The following is a 24,364-nucleotide window of genomic DNA, read 5'->3' as shown; positions in this document are numbered from 1 at the left end:
GAATGACCAAACCAAAGGTTAAATGAATGATGGGTGTTCGTTTTTAAGCCTTTTTTAAGAGTTTCTTCTTTACGTAACGTATTTACCAGCATTCGTCCTTTTTGTCACTTTACTGTTTATCAGCAAATTATGTTTGTGTGGTCAATCAAAAACAATCTAAAATTTAAGTTATGATACATCGCACATTACTACTGTTGGTTTTCATTATAAACAGTATGAACCTTTTCGCTCAGTACAATATTCAGGGTACAATCCAAGATGAACAAAATGGAGTTTTACCATTCGCTAATGTCATTTTGCTTTCAGAAGCAGGATCTTTTCAAAAAGGCGAGATTTCAAATAGTGATGGTGAATTCACCTTAGAAGCTATAGATGCTGGGAACTACGTCCTAACGATTTCGTCTATGGGTTTTAAAGACTATAAGCAAGCTATTACACTGAATGATCATCTTAACCTAGGGGTCATTACGATGGTTGAAAGTTCTGAAGCTCTAGAAGAGGTGACGGTAATTGGTAAGAAAGCTCCATATGTTCGGAAAGCTGACCGTACAGTGGTTAATGTTGCAAGTTTACCCACCGCAGCTGGCGGGAATGCCCTTGAACTGATTGAAAAATCACCTTCAGTAGGCTTAGATCGCGTCAATGGCAATATCGTCCTTTTGGGTCGTGAAAATGTAATGGTTTTTATTAATGGTGAGCGAACCAGGCTTAATGGAAGTGAGTTAATGCAGTATTTAGAATCAATTCCTGCTGCCAATATCACTTCGGTAGAATTGATAAATAGCCCTCCCGCAAGCTACGACGCAGACGGTACCGGAGGCGTTATAAACATCGTCACCAAGAATTTCGAAACGGATGGTGTTACAGGTAATCTAAATACATTTGGTGGCTATGGGGAACGCGGTAAATATGGTGGGTCAGCAACGTTTAATTATAAATCAGGCAACTTAAATGTCTATGCCAATGGTTCGCTTTCCCATAATTATACCAACCAAAATTCAGATATTAATTCTGCTGTTCAGTTTAATGCTGGAGAGTTGCGTTCTAACCAAGAAAGTAAGCGCCCCGCCTTCTTGGGCAATTATGATGGTAAAATTGGTCTGGCCTATGATTTTAACGATACTACTTCCATAGATGTTTTCGGATCTTTTGCACGTCGCCGTTGGGAATTGGAAGCAGAAACGACAACAAACTATACGGGTGATATTTCACCGATCCGTAATGATTTTCTAAGAAGCAGTGAAACCAATACCACCAACCAATACCATCTTAGTGCACATCTTGAGCAGAAGCTCAAAAATGGACATTTACTGTCTGCCGACTATGATTACTTGAGTTTTGACATTAATAATCCTTCAACTTACAGATTACAGAACTTTGATTTAGAAGGCGAATTGGATAGCGAACTAAGCTTTAGTACCACACGGGAAACCCCTTTACGATTTAATGTGGCACGATTAGATTACAAGGGCAATACCGATAAAGATATCAACTTTGAGTTAGGAGTCAAGCTTACACATTCGACCATTCAAAACAAAACTGCTTATATTGACGACAGTGGTATGGCGGTATCAGATAACTTGTTGACTGACGCTATCGACGTAGATGAGAGGATCTATGCGGGCTATCTGTCTTTAGATGGTAAATTGGGAGAGAAATCTACATTTATTGCAGGTTTGCGTTACGAATATTCTAGTTTTGAACTCTTGTCAATGAGGGATGAAGTGAATCGAAAAATATCAAGAGTTTTTCCGTCCTTGAGCTTTACCCATAATTTTTCTGAACATAGTAATCTCACCCTAAACTACCGTGAGCGTATTGCACGAGTTGGTTTTCAGGTCTATGCTCCTGCGTTTTTCTTTTTTAATCCTTACACCGTTTTAACAGGAGACGCTCAGGTTTTACCCAATATTAATCGCACTTTGGAAGCAACCTATAATTATAAATCGTTCTTTATGTCACTGAGCTATTTTGACGATAGTAATCCGCTTGCATTTGCCATACCTGTGCTCAATCAGGAAGAAAATTTATTACTCTTAATATCTGATAATATTGAGGATAGAAAACAGCTTGGACTTAATTTAGGGTTTCCCATAAAGTTTACCAATTTTTGGAGTTCTCAGTACAGCTTTGGTGGGTATTGGAGAAGAGATGAAATTGATATTCAGGATATCAGAGTTACAGAAAGTAATCCCTTCTTTAACATTGATGTGTCACAGGCTTTTCAGTTACCTAAAAATTGGTCGTTAGAACTTAGTGGGAGTTGGGATTCCAAGACCTATCAAGGTACGATATACTATCCTGAACGCGCTGCACTGAATTTCGGTATTCAGAAGAAGTTTAAAAATGCTACATTGGGATTGTCTTGGACGGATATATTTAATTCGGGTTCGTTCTGGAATCCTATCAATGATTTGCCTGATCGCGGGATTTTTTACGACTGGAATTATGAACTTGAAGGCAGTATATTACGACTGTCCTATACCTATAACTTTGGTGGTCGCCAAGTTAAGGAGTCTAGGAGTTCTGGAGCGAATGATGTCTTAGACCGTGTGAATTGACAATGGTATAGTTGAAAGTTATGATCTATTGTAGCATCTTGAAATGGGCTTAATATATGATTTCATATCCTGTAAATTCAAACCACCAAATTTGCTTTTTCATTGGCAATACTAATTTCCACCGTACTACCGGAATTAAAGTTTAAATAGTCTGCTTCAATACCGTCGCTAAAAATAATACCCTTAGTTGGCATCTGGGATTCTATGGTTAATGGCGCTTCTTTGGTAATGATACCATAACCAATAGTTGTTTGTGACATTTTGCTCAAAAAAGGCTCTCTGACCACAAAAATAAGCTGATCGGCATTCCATTCTAGGATGTTACTGTAAAGGTCTGGATTGCGATGGTGATGGATATTGATATTATTTGCCATATTAAACACTGAACTCAACCAGCCTGTGGAACCTGCACCAGTGGAAACAATAATACCACTGGAAGATTGCTGCTCTTCGCGATTGTCAAAGCTAATCTTATAGCGCGACGATACATGTGAATCCGCACCAATATAAAAATCGTTAAAAGCCAATAAACTTTGGCCATCATTTAAGGTGGCTTTGGCCATGGTGACTTGAACCGTATCAAAGGGGCCATTCATCATCTGCTTCATAAGGCCGCTAAAAGCTTCTGGTCGATGCTTTAGCAAGATGCCATCGTAACGCTCCATATCAGGATTGATGCCAACAATAGGCAGGCCGTTGACATACTTGGCGGTATTAGCGACCAAACCGTCTTGACCAATAACAACAATAATATCCATTTCTGTGAATATATAAGTAGGCAAAAACGAACGCTGAATGATTTTTAGTTTCAGGCCTTTAGGCACGGAGGTTTTTAGAATCTCTAGAGATGCGTAAAACTGTTGGTGCTCTTCCTCTAAATGGTTGAAGTCGCCACCAGAACTTTCAATATAAAACTTGGCTTGAGCTTTAGAGTTAAACCGTTCTATAAGTTGCTCAAGCCTCGTTTTATCCCTTATGATAATAATGCTCTCAAAATTCATGGCTTACGGTCTTGCGATTGAGTAGCGCTTCTAACAATTCAGGTGAAATGTTTAAGTTTCCTATTTTATCGGCATTCTCGGCCAGTTCCCTAAAACCTAGAGCGATATTGTTGCTTGGGTCATTGCCATTATTGGTTAAAGCCATCAGCGTTTTCCAATCTAGGTTTTGGTAAGGTTTCAAAGTGGCATTGAGCATATATTCTTTGACATCGGCTTCTTTTTTCTCATTATTGACCTGAATATCAATAAGTGTTTTCTTTTGCTCTTCGAGTGAAATATTAGAGGCCATTTCCATTTCCTTAAGCTTCTGTTCGTTCTCTTGCTTTACCACATCAGTTTCCATTTTCTTTTCAACAATTTGCTTTTGTTTCTCCTCAACAGCGATTTCCGTGTTTAATTCACTTTCCTTAATGATGCGTTCTTGTTCTACTGCAAAATTTCGACGCTCGTATATGGCCTGATCCGCTTCTTTCTGCAGAGCCTCCCTAGTCTTGGCTTCTAAAGCTCTCGCCATTTTAGGATCTGGCGTTACGCCTAAGACATTGACACTCAAAATTTCCAAACCAAGCATGGCAATGGTTGTGGACTGCTGTACATTAGAAAAGATTTCGTTTTCAATCTCCTCCAATTGTCTTAGAGCCTCTTTAAGATTTAAACGCTGAATAATTGAAGAACTGGCTGTTTGGGCTTCATTGATGATACGTTGTTGTATTTTTTCATAATCACTTTTTAGATATTGTTTGTTGCGGTTTACCGTAAAATCCAAGGTTTCAGCCAATTGCTTCGGATTGGTAATCTTATAGGTGACTTGCCCTTGTAAGGTGACTTCTTGATAATCTTTTGTGGTTTCATTAAACACAAATTGAAAATCATTACTCTGCATGGGTATGGATACTATAGATGAGTTTGGTGCGAAATAAAAAAATGCCAAACCTCTACCCTCTTTTCTAATTTTGCCGTTTTGATAATGAATCACGTAATTCATTGAGTCAAATTTGATGTAATTTATTCCAAACATAATATGAAGATTTAAATGTTATTTGCGTAATTATAACACAAATATAAAATGAAATAAGTTCAGAACCTAGAATTATTTGTGTTATTTTTACACAAATAAATTATAACACTGATTTACAGAGTATTATATTTCGAAGATAATCCCCTCTTTCTTAAGCTGGAAGTAACGCTTTTGGTTAAACTGAAATAGATTGGCTGGTCGCCCAGAGCCTTTTGAGACTTTTTCATCGAGCTCGTCGAGAACATTGAGACCGACAATCTTTTTTCTAAAATTACGCCGGTCAATAGGTCTGCCGAGTAGTGTTGTATAGAGTTTTTCTAAGTCCGAAAAGGGGAATTTCTTATCCAAGAGCTCAAAGCCAATAGGTTCATAGGTAATTTTTCCTTGTAACCGTTGAATGGCCATATCCAAGATGTCCTTATGATCAAAAGCAAGTTCAGGCAATGCCTTAATATTAAACCATTGTGCTTGTTCGGCATCCGTCGACGCATGGATCTTGAAGGCGTTGGGACGTATAAGACCAAAATAAGCCACAGACACTACCCTACCTCGGGGATCGCGCTCAGTCTTTCCAAAGGTGTATAGCTGTTCTAAATAATTAATTTTTACCCCAGTCTCTTCGTGTAGTTCGCGCTCAACCGCCTCTTCAAGAGATTCATCATTTAAAACAAAACCACCCGGAATAGCCCATTGGCCTTTATAGGGGTCGTATTTTCTTTTAATCAATAAGACAGATATGTCCCCTGCCTCATAGCCAAATACAACCGCATCTACAGATAATTTAATTAATTGCTGACTCATTATGTGTAGTAATTACACAAATATAAGTAATTAAACTTAAGTTAATGCAATAAGATCAAATCATCGATATGTTTTTAGGATGTCGGTATGCACCCAATATATATCCTGGTTACTGGTGTAGAAGAAGTATTTACCGTCCTTAGAGACGAACGGGCACAATTCATGACCTTCTGTATTTATGGTATTCCCCATATTTACTGATTTGGTCCAGGTACCATCGTCATTTTTAAAACTAATGTAGAGATCACCACGGCCTAAACCTTCTGGTCGATTTGCACAAAAAATGATATACGATTCATTAGGATCAATAAATACATCAGCCTCATAATGGGGCGTATTTATGGCTTCACTAAGGCGTTTTGCTTTTTGAAATTCATTCTGCTCCATGGGAGAAGCGTAAATATCAAAATTATTATCGGCTCGGCTCGATGCAAAGTACATGGTACCGTCATTCGTAAACGATATGTAGTATTCGTCGGCTACCGTATTGATGTTCGGTCCTGCATTAATAGGTTCTGACCATCCATTGGGCGTTCTTTCAGCGTACCAAATATCATAATCTTTGGACTCTCCTTTACCGTCTAAAGCACGCACGGATATAAAATACAATCGGTTTTCATCGTTGGATAGAAAGGGATCATTATACCCATAGCGCTCATGCACAAAAATGGTTTTTGGAGTTGTCCAGTTATTTCCAACTAATTTTGTATAGCGAATTTCTTCTTTTCCATTAATCGCAACACCGTAGAAGAATTCAGTGGCCTCTTTATTGAATACCGAACCAAACTCATATTCATCTGCTGTCGAAATAATACCGGGGGCAAATTTTTCTGGAACTACGGATGGAGGGGTTTGTTTAAGGTATTTGAGGTCCTTATCTATTCCATTTCCACTAATGGAAAAAAACAAAATCAAAAGAATGTAGCTACTGAGTTTCATAAGTTTTAAACGCTGATCCTTCAAATATAGTGCAAAGATGAACTATTCTAAACTTATAAATTGATTATAGTGATTGTAACGCTCAAAAATTTGTTCCACGTAAGCTACAGGTTCTGAACCTCTTACATAGCCGTATTTAATAAAAGGTTGATTATAATGTTTTGGTAGGCTCAGTGCTTTTATCATTTGGTCCACATGGCCGGTCCAGATATGGGGGTTTAAGTCATTTGCCTCAGCAAGTCGTTGGGCATCTAGTACATGTCCATAACCACAGTTATATGAGGCTAAAGCAAATTTTATCCGGTTGTGTTCATCTTCAATATGATCAAAGTAGCTGTACATTTGATACAAATAATTTGTTCCTCCACGCAAGCTCTCTAAAGGATCGGAAATATCTTTAATCCCTAAAGACTCTGCTGTAGCCGGCATGACTTGCATCAAACCTTTTGCGCCTGCCCAAGATTGTGCACTTGGATCAAATCGCGATTCTTGATAGACCTGTGAAGCTAATAGTCGCCAATCCATACCTATGCGTTCTGCATGGGTTTTAATATGCGCATCGTATTGGCTAATCTGATTGTTTTTCAGGCTGTAATAATCACTTTTAATACGTCTATTAAATGACCGTTTGTTTTTAAAGTATTTGTTATAGATGACTTTATATGCCGTTTTCTTTTTCTCTTCTTTGATCCAATTATCAACCACTTCCCTGAACTTTACGGATTTAGTTCTAGTGACCCATGCTATGCGCTGGGAAAAAGAAATCGGCACATCGATATTTAATATGGGTTGGTTAGACGCATTTATTTTAGCTAAATTTTCGTCAGCAACGGTATATTTAATCTTACCCTCTGCCACCATATCTATTATTTCAGGTGTGGTGAGCTTACTATCCAATGTGTCAACGATAATCTCCCCTCCTATCTCATTGGATAAACTTAAGATACGTTCGTAGTATGCCGAATTTTTCCTTATGGAAACCGTATCGTCTATTAATTCTATAGCATCATGGATGAGATGTTTTTGTAGTGTACTCCAAGACATCTGACGATAATTATCGGGCTTGCGCTGTACGAGGACTTGCTTTGTAAGGTATAGGTGTTCTGTAAAATCCACTTCCCATTTGCGCTGATTGGTAATGGTCATGCCATGCGCAATGAGGTCAACATCACCTCTGTTAAGGACTTCGAATTCCGAGTCTAGATCATTGGAAATTACCAGATCGAGCTCTAAATTGAGATGATCGGCTAATATATTGAGGAGCTCGTATTCAAAGCCCATGGCCTGTCCTTTATAAAGGAAATAGCTGGTACTACTATAGACCACTAAAGCCCTTAAAACGCCATCTTTTTTGATGTCCTCTAAATCGCGGTCCACAGAATTAGCTACAATAGGATTATAGTCGGGATCTACATCTAATGGCGCTGTATTCTGCTGTCGACAAGAGCTAATTGTTAGGGCAATTAGTACAAGTAGATATGGTTTCAGCGTCGTCTTCACGTCATCTAAATATAGGAATATTTGAGAAATGAAGAAAAAATAGTGCTATGCCACACGTTTTATGGCTTATAAAGGATAAAGCATTGCATGTTTCTTTTTAGCGATTATGGACAATCAATTACTTTATGTTTCATGCAATGCTTGGTCCAATTTACGCACTTAAATCGATTTATTAAATCACGATTTTAACCTATTAGTTTGCTATTTTAACTCAAATTACTTGATGTATCCCAATAAAAAACCCTGATCGTTTCCAATCAGGGTTTCCACTAACTAAATCAACCTAAAAACTTAACTAAAGGAATCACTTACAGGTGCTATAATTAAACCTTTATCTTATAATAGGCACCTATATATGTAACAACAAACGTTTAAAATCTCCTGAAAAAATAATTGAATATGTCAGGAATATTAAATCTGTATAAAGTTTTCAGCAAACTCTTGATTGATGATTATAAATGCTTTTGCTTTGCAAAAAAATAACTATGACCATTTTTGTCGACATGGATGACGTGCTAGCTTGTACCTACGAAAAGCACATCGAATTATACAATAAAGATTATCAACAACAATTATCCCTAGCAGAGATTGTTTCTGGTGAAGTTTGGCAAAACGTGCCGGAGCAACACCAAAAAAGTATACGTGAACATGCCAGCCAGTTAGGTTTTTTCGCAGATTTAGAGCCGAAGAAAGATAGTCAGCAGGTAATGGAGGTCCTTTGTCAAAAGTACAATGTTTACATTGCTACAGCCGCTACTCAATTTCCGAATTCATTGAAGGAAAAAAGTGTATGGCTAGATCAATACTTTCCATTTATTACTTGGCAACATCGTATTATGTGTGGTCACAAGCACATCTTACATGGCGATTTATTAATTGATGATCGCAGTTATAATCTGAAGCATTTTAATGGTGATACTTTTCTATTTGATTCACCACACAACCAACACGAAACCAATTATACTAGAGTTTATAGTTGGTTAGACATCGCAGAACGTCTATTATAGCAGCTGTTATCCCAAATAAAAAACCCTGAATAAATCAGGGCCTTTTCGGATAATTAACAGTGTATGTTGACTTACTTTGTCGATTCAATATGTTCTGGCAATACAATATCTTTGTAAGCCACAAGCATACCGTTTTCTTTTTTGGTTTGTAGAATTCGTCCCTGATTTCCTTTTCTGGCCAATTGTTTTCTGCAGCGTTTTGTGAGTAAAGGATCGTTATCAAATAATAAAGATTCTAACTGTTGTTCTGGTTTTGCTTCTTCCTTTATAATCGGAAATATCTGTTGCATTTGGTTATAACGTCTGTCGCCGCCAGGTACAAAGGTGTAGAATGTATATCTCCCATCAGCATCAGTTTTTACCCAACTTCTGTGAAACACATAGCGTTGGTCTCCTGCGCGTCTCAAATCAAAATCACCATCTTCATTGGGTTGTTCAATATAGATAATAACATCCTTTGCTGGTGTAACGCCATCACTCTGGTAAATAACTCCCGTTAACTTTAGCTTATTAGCTTTAGATCTAAAATCTGGAATGGTATCTGTATGATTCAATTGGTCTTCTACTCGATCGTAAATGGGACTGTTTTGTGCAGTTAGCGGATTAATCGCACTGTAGAAACATATCAAACAAAACGCGATGATAAGATTTTTCATGGGTAATAAGGATTTGGGTTACACCAAAAGTCTTGTAAAAAATTCCTAAAGCCTTAAAAATCACATCAATGTTCAAATTTTGCGATGAAATGGAGAAGCATGCAAAAAATAACGATGAAATACACCCATTGTAAGGATCGCAAATCGCGATTAAAAAACAGAGACCAGATATCTAATGTAGATAGAATTGTAGGAAAAAAAGAGTTAAAATCATCAATTTTATGACCTAAGATAAACGTGAAATGCCCAAAAAAACCAAAAAGTATTTTATCGGTAAAATGCGCATTTTATCCAGTAAATACGTAGTTTATCCGATATTTATGCATTTTAAGGGTTAAAAAAAATTGCGAAAAAAGGTGAAATTTTGTTGTTTTTCTTATAATTTTGTATAGTTTTGTCTCCATTAGTCCAAATCAATACTATAAATATGAAAGCAAAACTTACTTTACTGAGCGCCTTATTTTTCCTTGTCATGGGAATTGGCAATGCTCAAAATGGTACATCTAAAAAGAAAAGTGATAATTCACTAAGTATCATTAGTGGTAAAGTCAATATTTCAAAATATCACAGTCGTGAGCAGTTAGATGACATGTCTAAAGGCGAATTATTGACCTTATATATAGAGCGCATAGAAGTTATTGTAAATATCTTACCAAACATCGCCTTTGCTACCAAGCCAGGTGTTACCATGAAATCTTTAGGTATTCCAGAAACTAAGGAAAACAGAAAAGCTTTAGAAGATAATATTGAAGCTTCGGATGATTATTTCGAAAGTACCGTTGAGTTTCAAACCAAAATACTACCGTATTCAGATACAAATGATTTGATAGCGGCCATATTATTCTATGAGTCCACCTTAAAATCGCTTCATACATATAACGATTTCAAAGAAGATTAATCTATAAAATTTATGTTTTGAACCTCGCTTTTTTGGCGAGGTTTTTTTTGTTTTCAAGGTATTGATTAGCAATCTATTAATCATTATCCGATCTTATTTTCTCTTAAATTTTAATCAATTTGTAGGAAAATTAATAACCATCTTTTAAAATTGTGTATTTCATCGATATTTTCTTGTATTTCATAGGATTTATTCCTATGTTTGAAGCTATTAGTTGAAACCCTATAAAATCTTACGAACGAATTTAACTACTATGAAAAATTTTATACAAACCGCGCTTATTTTTCTATTAGTGTTAAGCAGTTGTTTTGCACAGCAGGAGAAAGGAATTATTGGCTATAATAATTGGCTGGATTCATGGACGGAGTTTAAACCTAGTCAACCTGATTATGGTGAGCCTACTCAAATCTTGAGCGGGAAGATTACAAAAGATACCAAATTACTTAAGCGGGATGTCTATCTGCTTCTAGGCGATGTTTTTGTTACAGATAGTGCAACCTTAACGATAGAGCCAGGTACTAAAATCATTGGGGATTTTGATTCTAAAGCCTCATTAATTATTAGTAAAGATGCCAGAATAATCGCTAAAGGTACAGAAACTGACCCTATAGTTTTTACATCGAGTAGAGATAACAAAAAGCCAGGTGACTGGGGAGGTATATTCATTTTAGGCGATGCCCCATTAAATACTTATGGGGAATTAGCATCTTTAAACTATGGTTTGCGTCCATCATCGACCGAGAATATCGCTTATGGCGGCTTTAATATCGAAAGTAACTCAGGTGTTCTAAAATATGTAAGAATTGAGTTTGCTGGTAAGCGAACCAAAAAATATGGCTACCTGAATGCATTGACTTTGGCTGGAGTCGGCAATAAAACTATTGTTGAAAACGTCATGGTTAGTTACAGTGCCGGCAATTCATTCAATATCCTTGGTGGATCTGTCATCTTAGAAAAACTGGTGTCTTACAGATCTAAGAGTAATGACTATGAGTTTAACTATGGGACGCAGTGTCAGTTGATCAACTCTCTTGCTGTGAGATCACCATATATTTCTAGTGCAAATGGATCGCGCACTCTGGTTGTAAAATCCTATGACAATAAGGAAGAAGCCGATACTTCTAAAAGACAGACCTTTGTAAATGCCGAAAATTTGACCTTGCTAAATGTTTCTGATGATATAAAATCGGATATGGAAATGGGTCTAGTGCAAGAAGCCATTTACATCGGTGCAGATGCCTCCTTCGCCATTAATAAAAGTGTGCTATCTGGATTCTACCCTGCGGTCATCTTAGATGATATGATCAAGTTAAATAACGAAAACCTTGAAAAGATACAATTTACAAGAACATATTTCAATAACTGTAAAGGTAATATTTTCAGAAAGGGATATACCAATAACGACGATTTGGAAAGTTGGTATGGTAGCAGAGCTTTCGATAACCTCTATGCGAAAGGTTCTGATGCTGAAACTTTCATAGACGTAAAGAGTAGTAGAAATCCTGATTTCAGGTTACAAGTAAATAGGATTATCGCATCCAATGATTTCATTGACGACGACGATGATGACGATGACTAATAAATTTTAACAAAAATACCCCAAGAGCCTATAGGTTAAAAAATTACAGCTTAGAACCATGCCCCAATCGAACAAACTAAATAAGCCGCTTATTACGTTTTTCCTTGTTTTGGCTTTTCTTTTTCAAGAACAAGCCTATTCACAATTGGTTATTGGTCAACCTACGCTAGGTTTTAGCCAAGCATGCGCTAACGACGATTTTAATTCATTCAGTGCTACATTTGTATTCTCACCAGAATCAGCATTAGATGTATCCAATCAGTTCTTCATAGAACTATCTGATGCAGATGGAGATTTTTCTGATCCCGTTGTGGTCTATACCGCTTCGCCTGGATGGATAACGACATCTCCTGCCACAGTGGATTTCCCAATACCAGATACTGCATCTGGCGAAAATTATAAGATTCGAGTTAAAAGTACCTCTCCTGTGGCCACGAGTACTGCATCAGAGAATTTTGCTGCTTACTACAAACTACAAGACTCTCCATTTACTATTAATAATCTTGTTTCTACCGGAGCTTATTGTACGGGAGGTAGTTATCTTTTAACCATAGACAACCCTGGCACCGGAAATAATGATTCGCCATTGAATTACCCATCTTTAACATTCAATTGGTATAAGGAAACCAGTGAAACGACTGCCGTTTTTGTTGCTCAGGGCCCTAGCCTTTCCGTTAGTGAAGAAGGCACCTTTTTCGTAGAAACGAATTATGGAACTTGTACATCTAATTCCTTCTCAAATAGAGTGACAATAAGTGAAGCCAGTGCTTCAGGAGAAGCCGATGCCACTATTGCATCTAGTTTAGGAAACCCCTATTGTCCAGAACAAGGTTTAACCACATTGAGTACCATTGGTGGTAATAGCTATCAATGGTTTAAAGATGGTATAGAAATCCCTAATGCAACAAGCCAAATGTACCAAACCAATGAGTCGGGTACGTTTTCAGTCCAAGTAGATCTTGGGGAATGTTCAGCTTCAGGTTCCATAGAATTAGAAAGTGAACTTTTTGAAAGTGAAATCAATGTCGACGAGATTAACTATTTGATTGATGGAGAAACACTTACCGTCACTGTAACCAATGATGCCGTTAGCCCTGTATTTGATTGGTACTTAGACGATGAACTGCTCATAGGGGAAACTGAAAACACACTCGAAGCAACAGCATTTGGTGATTATGAAGTTGTTATCACGGAGACATCAGGTTGTAGTGGTTCTGTCATCTATCAGTTTACGATTGAGCAAGGTTTAGATCCATTCCCGGATGTACCTAATATTCCAAATGTTATTAGCCCTAATGGCGATTTGATTAATGATACTTGGGTATTGCCATTACAGTATACGAGTGGCACCAATACTGAAGTGATCATTCTCAACGAACAAGGAAAAGTGGTTTTTGAGACCATTGATTATCAAAACAATTGGCCTGAGGACGATTTAAATCTAGGAAGTGTTAATCAGCTGTTTTATTACATCATTACTACAGTTGAAGGCGAAGTAAAAAAGGGATCAATAACTTTAGTGAAGTAGTATGAAAGCACCTCTACTCATCATCATATTATTGTGTTCTTCATTGCTGATGTTCTGTCAGCAAGATGATGGGGTCGTGTCCTTTGATTTGCCGATACGGAACTCTTTGGTGTTTAATCGCTATGCCATAAATCCTACCTTTACTTTTGTTAGAGAACAAAACAAATACATCAGTTTTAATAATAAGCGCGAATGGATACAATTTGACAATGCGCCAGAAACCATCATTGGAAGTTATTCTGGGCGTTTTGCTGAAAATATTGGAGCTGGTATTGCAGCCTATCAGCAAAATTATGGAGTTTTAACCACATTTGGTGGTCTACTGAACTTTGCCTACAACATCAAGCTTAACACCGATAGCAACCTCACCTTCGGTCTTAATGTTGGTGCTTATAGTAGTGGTGTCAACACGTCCAATATTGTGACCAATTTCGACGACCCTTCGCTACAAAATGTGCCTGAAAACTTCTTATTAACGGTTAATCCCGGTATCAATTATGGTACAAAGTTATTAGACTTTGGTATTTCTATTAACAATCTTGTGCTCTATAATTTTGAAACCTCAGCCATGATCGAAGATGATCCAAGACAAGGCATACAAGCACATGTTATGCACACAGGGTATTTTAATGGTCGTGGTTTCTTTGAGGATACTAAATTTTCGGGAATCTTAATGTCGGAGTTCAGACAAGATGAAACCATAATTTCCGGAATAGCATCACTTAATGTTCCGAAAGGCATTTGGTTTCAGGCGGGTTATAATAGTCTATTCGGAGTCTCAGGTGGTCTGGGATTGAATATTACAAAAAACATAGCCCTAGAATACAATATTGAAAAGGCCATCGGTGAACTTGTGGAATTTGGGCCATCACATGAAATCACAGTCGCCTATAGATTTATTTCCAAAAAGCGCTTTGACTATAGCGGTGATGAAGAAGTCAGCGGTTTGTTTACAAGAAAACGAAAAAAACCAATTGTTGAAGCCACCGAAGAAGAATTAGCAGGTATTAGAGAACGTGCAGCAGAGCGAAGAGCCCAAGCAAAACGCAATCAAGATGCTCAAGAAAAAGCTGAGAAAGATGCAGAAGCAAATGCTATTGCGGAAGCCGAAGAAAAAGCGAAGCAATTAGCTGAGGAACGTGCAAAACGAGAGGCAGAAGCCAAAAAAGCCAAAGCATTGGCGGAGCAAAAAGCTAAGGAAGAGGCTGAAGCTAAAGCAAAAGAAGAGGCCGAAGCACGAGCCCAATTATTAGCTGAGCAAAAGGCTAAGGAACAGGCTGAGGCTGAAGCATTGGCCAAACAACAAGCTGAACAGAAAGCCAGAGAAGAAGCTGCAGAAAAGGCACGATTATTAGCTGAACAAAAAGCCAAAGAAGACGCTGAGCAAAAAGCGAAGGAAGAGGCTGAAGCTAAAGCACAGTTATTAGCAGCGCAAAAGGCGAAAGAACAGGCTGAGGCTGAAGCACTCGCGAAACAACAAGCTGAACAAAAAGCCAGAGAGGAAGCTGCAGAAAGGGCCCGATTATTAGCCGAACAACAGGCCAAAGAAGACGCTGAGCAAAAAGCGAAAGAAGAGGCAGAAGCTAAAGCACAATTGTTAGCTGAACAAAAAGCCAAGGAACAAGCCGAGGCTGAAGCTCGTGCCCAAGAAGTTACCGATCAAAAGACCGAAGAAGATACCAATGAAGAATTTGTAGCTGATCCGAAGGATGACATTGGCAAAACTATAGTGGCATTAACAAAAGAGACAGAAACATCAACTAGAAAACAAAAGCGACTCTTAGAAGAATTTGAAAGTATTGTCGACATTAAAGATGAAGATCTTAAAGATTTAAAAGAGGAAAATGATCTTAGTGATCAAGGTATTGCGGTGCAACCTAAGCCCTTTAAAAGTGTTACTGCAGAGAACAATAAACTAGCAGCTATTAAAACTGATCTAGAGCAAGTCATTAAATCCCAAAGTGAAAAAATAGATTCATTAAAGACACTTTACGAAGAACGCTACAAGACCACGGAGTTAGATGAAGTCACCGTTTTATTCAGAAAGAAAATAGAGAATATTTCAAATCAGCAGGCAGAAGCCATTGCACTTAGAGATCAATTAGATGCAAGATTAGAGACCATTAGAATAGCGACAGAATTTGAGAAGAGAAGACGTATTAAGCGTGCTGCCTATGATAACGAAGCGGATAGATATGCGCAAGACCGGGCCATGCTGCAAAATATAAAGCGCACCACAAAACCGCCAGAAAGACCTTATACTTCAGAAGATTTTGACTTTGGTGAAGAGCAAGGAGAAAATATTAAAATTCTTAAAAATGTAAGCAATACAGAAAACGGTTACTATCTGATTATTGCTGTACATAGCGATGTAAGTAAGAGAAATCAATTCTTGACCAAGGTGGTGGCCTCAGGTCGGGCTAATGTAGATTTCTTCTATGATGTGAATACTAGTAAATATTACATTTACTACAGTAAGTTTGATAGCGTCCGAGCTGCTAATAAGGCTATGGAAGCTAAAGGAGATAGACCGTATAACATAAAAATGTCCCTCGTGAAAATAGAAAATTAATAAGTTAAGCCATTCTTCGTCATTTCAATGCCCCCTAGAAATGATGAGGAAGTAAAACCAAGTATCATGAAAAAACCTACTTTTTCAAAAGCATTAATGGCATTGATCACAATGTGCTTTAGCGTAACCGCTTTGGCACAGAATTATGTGCCATTTACACCAAGGTTCAATCAAGATTTAAAGGGAGATATCGTTTTAATTGGGAATAATATCCTTGGGCCAAATAACGATCCTTTTAATGATGGGACAGTCTATAACCACAATGTGGATATGCAATATATCGATATTGATGGCGACCCGTCCACATTTAGTTCTTCTAGTGCGGATTTGGAGATTCCAAATCCTAATTGTTACAGGATTATTTATGCCGGCTTGTATTGGGGAGCCGTAAATCCAGGTAATGAACCTATAACAGAAGTAAAACTTAAAGGTCCCTCTGGAGGCTATCTTGATGTTACGGGAACCTTAATTTTTGATGCTAATGGAACGACTATAGACGGTGGAGACAGTTTTTCCTACGCCTGTTTCGCAGATGTCACAAATTTTGTAACAAGCTTTGGTTCTGGCGCGGATTTAGGGACGTATACGGTGGCCAATGTATCGTCGGGCTTGGGGGAAACCGCAAACTTTGATCCTTATAATGGAACCGGTCAATCTGCGGGATGGTCTTTATTCATCGTTTATGAAGATCCTACCTTACCAGGGAAATCCATTACAAGTTTTGATGGTTTTAGTGCGATTAGTGTTCCAGGTGGAAATCCAAATTTGGATATTCCAGTTGATGGCTTTAGAACCGTCCCTGCACCTGCTCCAGTGCGAGCGAATTTCGCATTTGCTACGCTCGAAGGTGATAGTCCGATTTTAGGAGATCGCTTACGTTTAAACGGGGTGAGTTTGTCCACAACCGATCGTCCAGTTGCTAACTTTTTCAATAGTTCGGTAACCCGATTAGACGCTACACCTGTAACCAATCGTGTACCAAACAGTACAAATACCTTAGGTTTCGATACTGGAACCATTGCCATCCCAAACCCAGGGAATTCAGTCATTGCAAACGATGCAACGTCTGGAACCATTCGGTTAGAAACCAGTGGGGATACCTATTTCCCCTATTTCTTTGCATTTGCTGTTGAAATTATTGAGCCAGATATTGTATTGACAAAAACTGTTGAAGACGATGCCGGTAATGATATTGGCGGTCAATTGGTAGGCCTTGGTGCTCCATTAAACTATGTTATAGGTTTCCAAAATATAGGTAATGATAATGCGACAAATTTTCAGATACGGGATATACTTCCTATTAATATAATTTATAACCACCCAACCGACTTGGTTTTACCACCAGGGGTAACAGTGGCCAGTTATGATCCTGTAACTCGAGAACTCATCTTAAATGTTGACAATTCGCTTGTAGAGGAAGATGATCCGCGCTACGAAATCCGGATAGAGGTGCAAGTCGTCGATAATTGTAGTGATCTTGCTGATGCCTGTTCCAATATTATCAACAACCAGGCCTTTGCAACCTATAACGGGTTCTTCAACCCTACATTCCAAATTACGGATGATCCAAGTTTAAATACGAACACGGGATGTCTAGTATCTCCACAGGCCACTAATTTTTTAGCCGATCTTGACTGTGAATTCATAGAAGAAGTCATTTTATGTGGCGATAGTGTGGAGTTAACAGCGGCTAATGGTTATGATTCCTACACTTGGTCTACCAGTCCAACCGGAACACCTGTAATTGGTAATACACAAACGATTACAGTAACGTCTACAGGAACTTATTACTCATTCAACAATGCGATTGCACCTTGTCAATCTATTGAGCAAGTCTACGAAGTTGAACTCTTCGGAGGAGATGTAGAAAATCCAGTAATTCCTTATGCCGATGAAGTGGTTGTCTGTCCTAATGACGGAAAACTTCTTCCAAACATATTTTTGTGTGGCGCTGATGATTCGCGGTTTATAGAAACCAATCTCTCAAATTCGACATCAATTATTTGGGAACAATTGGACGAATCAAGTTGTGCTGCTGTTTCCGATCCAGATTGTGCCAATGAAGACCCTTCGTGTACTTGGAACGAAGTTGCCACTGGACCAGATTTTTTAGCTAATGCTGCTGGACAATTCCGCTTAACGATTAATTATCCGGGTGGTTGCTTTAACCAATTCTATTTTAATGTTTATCAAAACTTATTAGTACCAACAGTGGTGTCTACAGATATCATTTGTACAACCAATGGTAGTATTACAGTTAACGATGTGCCTTCAGGCTATGAATTCAGTATTGACGGTGTCAATTTTCAAACAAGTAATGTGTTTACTGTAACTGTTCCCGGTACTTATTCTGTTTATGTAAGACAAGTTGGTGCTCCAACAAACCCATGTATTTTTTCGGTTCCGGATGTGTTGATAAGAGACAGGGATTTTACAGTGACCTCTACCATATCCCAACCCTTATGCCATGGTGAGAAAGGTAGCATTCAACTAGCCGCAAATGATGTGGACCCCCAATATACCTTTACCTTAAGTGAAAATGGAACAGTAGTTAACACGGTTGGTCCTATCTTAGAGAACAACTATCTTTTCGATAATCTCAACCCGGGAACCTATACCGCCACGGTTGAAACTGAAAATGGTTGTTTGTATTCTGAAGATGTGACTATAGTAGAACCGCCTTTACTTACGGTTACGGCAGCTTTGACAACACCTCTAAGCTGTACGGATGGTGAAATAACGATTTATCCAGAGGGCGGAACCCCACCCTACTTCTATTTTATAAATGGTTCTACAGATTTTCAGACGGTACCTCAAATAACAGTAACTGCGCCTGGTACTTTCGATATCTTGGTAGTGGATGCCAATAACTGTACGGCCACAACTACTATTAGTGTCGATGATATTCCTGCGCCAGAGTTCAATGTCAGTACAACCGACATTTTATGTGGTGGCACTGGTGATACGGGAACGATTACTATAAATGTGACTAACCCTAATGGAAATAGTATTGCCTATAGTATTAATGGCGGGACAAGTTTCTCAAATTCTAATGTGTTTACAGGTTTAGTAGCTGGTGATTACGAGATTGTATTAGAATATACGTCAGGGCCTTCAGTATGTACCACGGATCCACAAACCGTAACCATTATTGAAAATATAGCCATTTCCGGTACAGCTGAATTATCAGCGCCTTTGACCTGTAATGCTACTGGAACCATTACAGTTACTGGAGTTACTGGTGGTGATCCACCTTATGAATACAGTATCGACGGTGTCAACTTTCAAACAAGTAATGTATTTACGGGCTTAACCCAAGGAACTTATACCATAACGATCAGAGATACTAACATATGTACAGCAGTAACGAATACGATTGTGATTGGTGCCTTAGATCCACCAACAGACATGGAGTTTACCAATACGCCCGTGTCGTGTCCTGCCTTGACTAGTGATGTTACTGTATCTAATGTCATTGGCGGTAATGGGAGTTTAGAGTATCAAATTATTGCGCCTGCTGCTGCAGCTACGCCGTATCAAGCATCGAACGTATTTACAGGATTGGCTCCGGGTACCTATACATTCCAGGTCAGGGATGAAAACGATTGTACCTACAGTGAGTCTTATACAATCGACCCAATCCCTACTCCTACGGTCAATGTTGTATTAACTGAAGGCTTGGATTGTACTGCAACTCCCGATGCCGAGTTTACAGGTACTATTACTGGTACAGCGCCTTATACTTACGAAGTTTCTATCAATGGTGCCGCTTATACATCTTTGGGATCGACAGGCACGACATTTACATATAACACATCTACAGCAGGGACGTATCAATTCCAAATTACAGATGCCAACGGCTGTACTGCGGAATCATCCATAATTACGGTGAATCCTATTACGCCACCGGCATTCAGTGCTGTTGTAGAAAGTCAGCCTATTCTTTGTAATGGCGATGCCAATGGTGCTATAGATATCACTATTGATCCCACTGTGGGAACTCCACCTTTTACGATCAATGTCAACAATGATACGACAGGAACAAATTATGGGACACAAACCTCAGGTTTACCGGCAGGGACTTATACCATAACTATTACGGATGCCAATTCTTGTAGCACGACTGAAACGATAACTCTTAACGAACCTGATCCTATCGGCTTTGATTTAAGTAAAGTAGATATTACTTGTGCCAATCCAGGTGGATCCTCATTAGGTTCTATAACTGTTGAAAATGTGACTGGAGGTACAGCGCCTTTTACCTATTTTATATCGAATAATTTCGGTGATGTCATTGCTGGCAATCCTTATACAGCGACTTCAAATGAAGATCACACCTTCAATATTATCAATTTTGGGGTCTATACCATCAATGTTGTAGATGCCAATGGTTGTAGTTTATCACAACAAATTGTTATGGCCTCTCCTCCATCCGATTTAGACATTAATGTTAACATCGCTGTTCCTGATTGTACGACCGGTGGTGTGGCAGAAGTGACGGCTATATCTGCCGTTGGCAGTGGAAGTTATGAATTTGGGATTTTAGAGTTCAACACAATCCCATATACCTCCACATATTTCCCACCAGACACACCCGGAGGAAACACCAGAACGTTCACCAATCTCATACCTGGGGTTGTGTATACCTTTGTCGTACACGATATGACGACGGATTGTTATTTTGTGAAGTCTGCTGACTTCGCTATTGATCCAGCGTCTACATTGACATCAACAGTTGCTCCAAATAATGTTACCTGTTTAGGAGCTGCCGATGGTAGTGTTACCTTTACCATAGATAATTTTGATAGTACCACAAATTCCGTAGACTATTCAATTTATTCCGCCTTTGATAATCAGTTAGTCGATGGCCCAACAAATTTACCTGTAACATTTGGTGTGCCAGAGACCGTAACAACACCGACGCCTGGAACCTTAACTCCTGGGCAATATTATATCGTATTTACAGAAAATGGAACAGGTTCGTTCAATGGTTGTGAATCGGCTTCTCAAATCTTTGAAATTTTAGAATCCCCTGTTCAACTCGATCTAACGGTGTCTGTTGACCAAAATGCAAATTGTAATCCAAATTCAGGAGTCATCAGTGCTATAGGTCAAAATGGAACTGCTCCGTATACCTATCAAATGACTACGACACCAGCGGCTCCGTTAGCTACTGATGCTGGTTGGGATGCTGCGAATACATTTAATGTCGATGCGGGTAGTTACTATATTCATGTATTGGATGCCTTCGGTTGTATTGTCAGTAGTCCTGTGACTGTAGTAGATATGGATGATTCACCTGTTATTTCAGGTACTGTCAACAATACCTGTGAGATTACGGATGGAAATTATGAGATAGATATTACTTTAGACACTCCAAGTACAGCTCCATACAGTTATAGTATTGACGGCGGGGCGTTTCAAGTACAAACAGCTCCATTTACAATTTCAAATCTATTTGCAGGCACACATACTATTGAAATACAAGATGCCAACGGTTGTGGTAATTTAATTTCAATAGATATTGACGAGCCTATAGCTATCACAGCAGAACCGACAGCATTACCATCCTGTAATAATGATGATGGTGAAATCACTGTTACAGGTTCTGGTGGATCTGGTACTTATGCCTATAGTATATCGCCTAATCCTGCTTCGGTGAGTTTAACAGGAAATACGTTTACTGGGGTGCCTTCTGGACTTTATACAATAACCATAACGGATACCGTATTGTCTTGTACAAGTGAAACGACAATTTTAGTACCTGAAGCGATACTTCCATTATTTAATCTAAGTTCTTCAAGTGTCACATGTTTTGGGGACAATACCGGTTCCTTTGATATTGATGTTACTAATTTCTCTGGGGCCTATACCTATGAGGTTTTTGATACTTTAGGAGCTTCGGTGACTGGAGTTATAAACGCCAATACTGCTACCAACCCATTAACGGTTACCGGTATGCAAGCAGGAACATTCACTGTTACTATTACACAATTAGATGTTCCATTTTGTTCCAATACGGGTACCATCGTCATCACGTCTCCTCAAGAAACCTTAACTGTAAGTTTGTCAGAGACGTCTAATGTGACCTGTGATAATAGCCAAGGGACCATAACAGCCATTGCAGATGGTGGTTGGGGAAATTACGAGTATGAATTAACGGGCGATGCTAATGTGCCATATTCGACGAATAACGTATTCTCAGATCTATCCGCTGGAACCTATACGGTTTCGGTAAGAGATGCCGAAGGTTGTATCGTTTCAGAAACCATAACCCTAGAAGAGCCAGATCCGATTACGGCCACATTCACACCAAGTGCCAGTATTTTAGATTGTTTCGGTGATCAAAACGCTAGTATTACGGTAGATATGGTATCTGGTGGACAAGGCAGTAATTATGTCTATACCTTAAATACATTATCGCCAGTAGTGAGCTCTTCTGGCCCACAAACCTCAAATGTATTCACAGATTTGGGCGCAGGAACTTACAATATCATCATAACTGATGGTTTTGATTGTGAAATGACCTCATTGGATATTGTGATTGCTAATCCTACACCGCTCGATGTTGACTTGGTGAGAACATCAGTCCAAACCTGTTTTGTAGAATCCACATTGACTTTAAGTGCTTCAGGAGGCACAGGGCCTTATGAGTACAGTACTACAGATACCTTTGCGAACGTATTAGGCAGTTTTAGTACGTCAATGACATTCTCTGTTCCTGAAGGGACCTACATGTACTATGTAAGGGATGCGAATGGTTGTGTTTCTAACGTCTCAAACGAAATTACAATTGATCCACTACCAGAGTTAGTTATAGATCTAGAATCTACTAATCCATCTATTAATTGTGCAGGTGACGATACTGGATCAATTATAGCCACCGCCCAAGGTGGATTAGGGGATTATGTTTACACCCTACAAGATGGCTTAGGTAATCCTATTGGTGCCATACAAAATACGCCAGGACACTTTACAGGATTGGTAGCTGGTGATTATATGGTTATGGTAGAAAGTGGAGATTGTGAGACTACTACGGCTCCAATAACCATTACGCAACCTAGTACACAATTGGAGGCTACAATAGCTGTTAACGATGTTACCTGTGCTGGTAATGACAATGGCTTTGTCGAAGTAACAGCGACTGGTGGCACAGGAACCATCCAATATGCCATTTCACCACAGTTGAATCAATTCTTTGACACTAATGTGTTCGAAAACTTAGCAGCTGGTGATTATACCCTTATTGTTCAAGATCAACTCGGGTGTTACTTAACCTTCGATTTTACCATTCTAGATCCTGAGCCTGTTATCATTACAATTATAGGTGATTCTTTCTTCCCTGAGCTATGTGAAGGCGATGCCAATGGAGAATTCAGTATTGATATTTCTGGTGGAAATCTGCCTTATAGTGTAAGCTTAGATAATTATGATGGCCCCTACACTACTGGTGGTCCAACACAAACAGAATTCGAATTCACCAATCTTGAGGGTGGTGACCATATTGTATATATAAGAGATGCCGAAGGTTGTGAATCTGAATGGAATATCACCTTCCCAGAATCGGTAAGTATCAATCCAGAAGTACTTATTGAAGCCATTTGTGAAGACAACATACAAAGCAACGTCGTTACGGTCACCGTTGATGAGTCTACTGTTGATTTAGCGGATTTAGATTACGCGTTAAACGGAGGACCTTATCAGCTAAGTAATGTATTTACCAATGTTCCTGTTGGAACGGATCACTATATCAGTGTAAGGCATACGAACGGTTGTATTGTAGACACGGATGTCTTTGATATCGATGCCTATGATCCTGTAACCTTGGCATTATCTGAAGGCGAACTCAATGAGATTATCGCCAGTGCTGAGGGAGGTACCGGTGATTATACCTTCACAATGAATGGCGAAGATTACGGCAGTCAAAACAACTTTATAATTACTGAAACGGGTGTCTATACCATTATGGTTACGGATAGCAATGGCTGTTTTGCTGAGGCGCAAATAGAGCTTGAATTTGTAGATATCTGCATCCCTAATTGGTTTACACCAAATGGCGATGGAGAATATGATACTTGGGCGCCTGGATGTATCGCAAACTTCCCTAATTTAACCTTCGACATTTTTGATCGCTATGGACGTAAAATAGCGACATATCGCGTAGGCGAGGTTTGGGATGGACGTTATAACGGCCATGAATTGCCGACAGGAGATTATTGGTTTGTTGTTAAAACAAATGACCCTAATGTAGATCGAGAGTTTGTCGGTCACTTTACCCTATACAGATAAACTAAATCTATTGAA

The 24,364-nt window shown here is 38.8% G+C and carries 13 protein-coding genes; 7 read left to right on the top strand and 6 right to left on the bottom strand.

The genetic code is table 11. The features are described 5' to 3' along the window. Window positions 1-170: 170 nt before the first annotated feature. Entirely contained in the window at window positions 171-2,561 is a 2,391-nt protein-coding gene (locus tag ACO052_RS14140; protein WP_422104431.1) for an outer membrane beta-barrel protein, read from the top strand. A 77-nt stretch (window positions 2,562-2,638) separates the two neighbouring features. On the opposite strand, the gene ACO052_RS14135 is transcribed toward ACO052_RS14140, so the two are convergent. From ACO052_RS14135 to ACO052_RS14115, 5 genes are all read right to left on the bottom strand, one after another. Next, window positions 2,639-3,562, bottom strand: a complete 924-nt coding sequence (locus tag ACO052_RS14135) for a sugar kinase (protein ID WP_422104430.1) — start codon at window positions 3,560-3,562, stop codon at window positions 2,639-2,641. Continuing rightward, complete coding sequence (locus ACO052_RS14130; protein WP_422104429.1) at window positions 3,552-4,547, bottom strand: SPFH domain-containing protein; 996 nt, start codon at window positions 4,545-4,547, stop codon at window positions 3,552-3,554. Before ACO052_RS14130 ends, ACO052_RS14135 begins: the two co-directional genes overlap by 11 nt. A gap of 156 nt (window positions 4,548-4,703) precedes the next feature. Beyond that, the gene (locus ACO052_RS14125) at window positions 4,704-5,381 is read right to left on the bottom strand and encodes an NUDIX hydrolase (protein WP_422104428.1); all 678 of its coding nucleotides are present in this window, start codon (window positions 5,379-5,381) and stop codon (window positions 4,704-4,706) included. A 60-nt stretch (window positions 5,382-5,441) separates the two neighbouring features. Continuing rightward, a complete protein-coding gene (locus ACO052_RS14120; RefSeq protein WP_422104427.1) occupies window positions 5,442-6,320 on the bottom strand; it encodes a TolB family protein in 879 nt (292 codons plus the stop codon). 42 nt (window positions 6,321-6,362) lie between these two features. After that, the gene (locus tag ACO052_RS14115) at window positions 6,363-7,820 is read right to left on the bottom strand and encodes a transglycosylase SLT domain-containing protein (protein WP_422104426.1); all 1,458 of its coding nucleotides are present in this window, start codon (window positions 7,818-7,820) and stop codon (window positions 6,363-6,365) included. A 485-nt stretch (window positions 7,821-8,305) separates the two neighbouring features. Here ACO052_RS14115 and ACO052_RS14110 point away from each other — a divergent pair, with 485 nt between their 5' ends. After that, complete coding sequence (locus tag ACO052_RS14110; RefSeq protein WP_422104425.1) at window positions 8,306-8,827, top strand: 5' nucleotidase, NT5C type; 522 nt, start codon at window positions 8,306-8,308, stop codon at window positions 8,825-8,827. Window positions 8,828-8,898: 71 nt separating this feature from the next. Here the strand turns inward: ACO052_RS14110 and ACO052_RS14105 are convergent, their stop codons facing one another. After that, window positions 8,899-9,483: a hypothetical protein gene (locus ACO052_RS14105; RefSeq protein WP_422104424.1), complete on the bottom strand. Its 585-nt coding sequence runs from the start codon at window positions 9,481-9,483 to the stop codon at window positions 8,899-8,901. Between the two features lie 427 nt (window positions 9,484-9,910). On the opposite strand from ACO052_RS14105, the gene ACO052_RS14100 reads away from it, so the two are divergent. From ACO052_RS14100 to ACO052_RS14080, 5 genes are all read left to right on the top strand, one after another. Beyond that, the gene (locus ACO052_RS14100; protein WP_422104423.1) at window positions 9,911-10,381 is read left to right on the top strand and encodes a hypothetical protein; all 471 of its coding nucleotides are present in this window, start codon (window positions 9,911-9,913) and stop codon (window positions 10,379-10,381) included. 253 nt (window positions 10,382-10,634) lie between these two features. Continuing rightward, a complete protein-coding gene (locus ACO052_RS14095) occupies window positions 10,635-11,960 on the top strand; it encodes a hypothetical protein (protein ID WP_422104422.1) in 1,326 nt (441 codons plus the stop codon). Between the two features lie 58 nt (window positions 11,961-12,018). Beyond that, window positions 12,019-13,488, top strand: coding sequence for a gliding motility-associated C-terminal domain-containing protein (locus tag ACO052_RS14090; RefSeq protein ID WP_422104421.1), 1,470 nt, complete (start codon window positions 12,019-12,021; stop codon window positions 13,486-13,488). Window position 13,489: 1 nt separating this feature from the next. Then, window positions 13,490-16,060: a PorP/SprF family type IX secretion system membrane protein gene (locus ACO052_RS14085; protein WP_422104420.1), complete on the top strand. Its 2,571-nt coding sequence runs from the start codon at window positions 13,490-13,492 to the stop codon at window positions 16,058-16,060. Window positions 16,061-16,126: 66 nt separating this feature from the next. Further along, window positions 16,127-24,349, top strand: coding sequence for a T9SS type B sorting domain-containing protein (locus tag ACO052_RS14080; protein WP_422104419.1), 8,223 nt, complete (start codon window positions 16,127-16,129; stop codon window positions 24,347-24,349). Window positions 24,350-24,364: the final 15 nt, after the last annotated feature.

The sequence above is a fragment of the Winogradskyella sp. genome (assembly GCF_965228925.1).
In the GTDB taxonomy this organism is placed as follows: domain Bacteria; phylum Bacteroidota; class Bacteroidia; order Flavobacteriales; family Flavobacteriaceae; genus Winogradskyella.
This window is presented reverse-complemented; position numbering and strand designations above follow the sequence as displayed.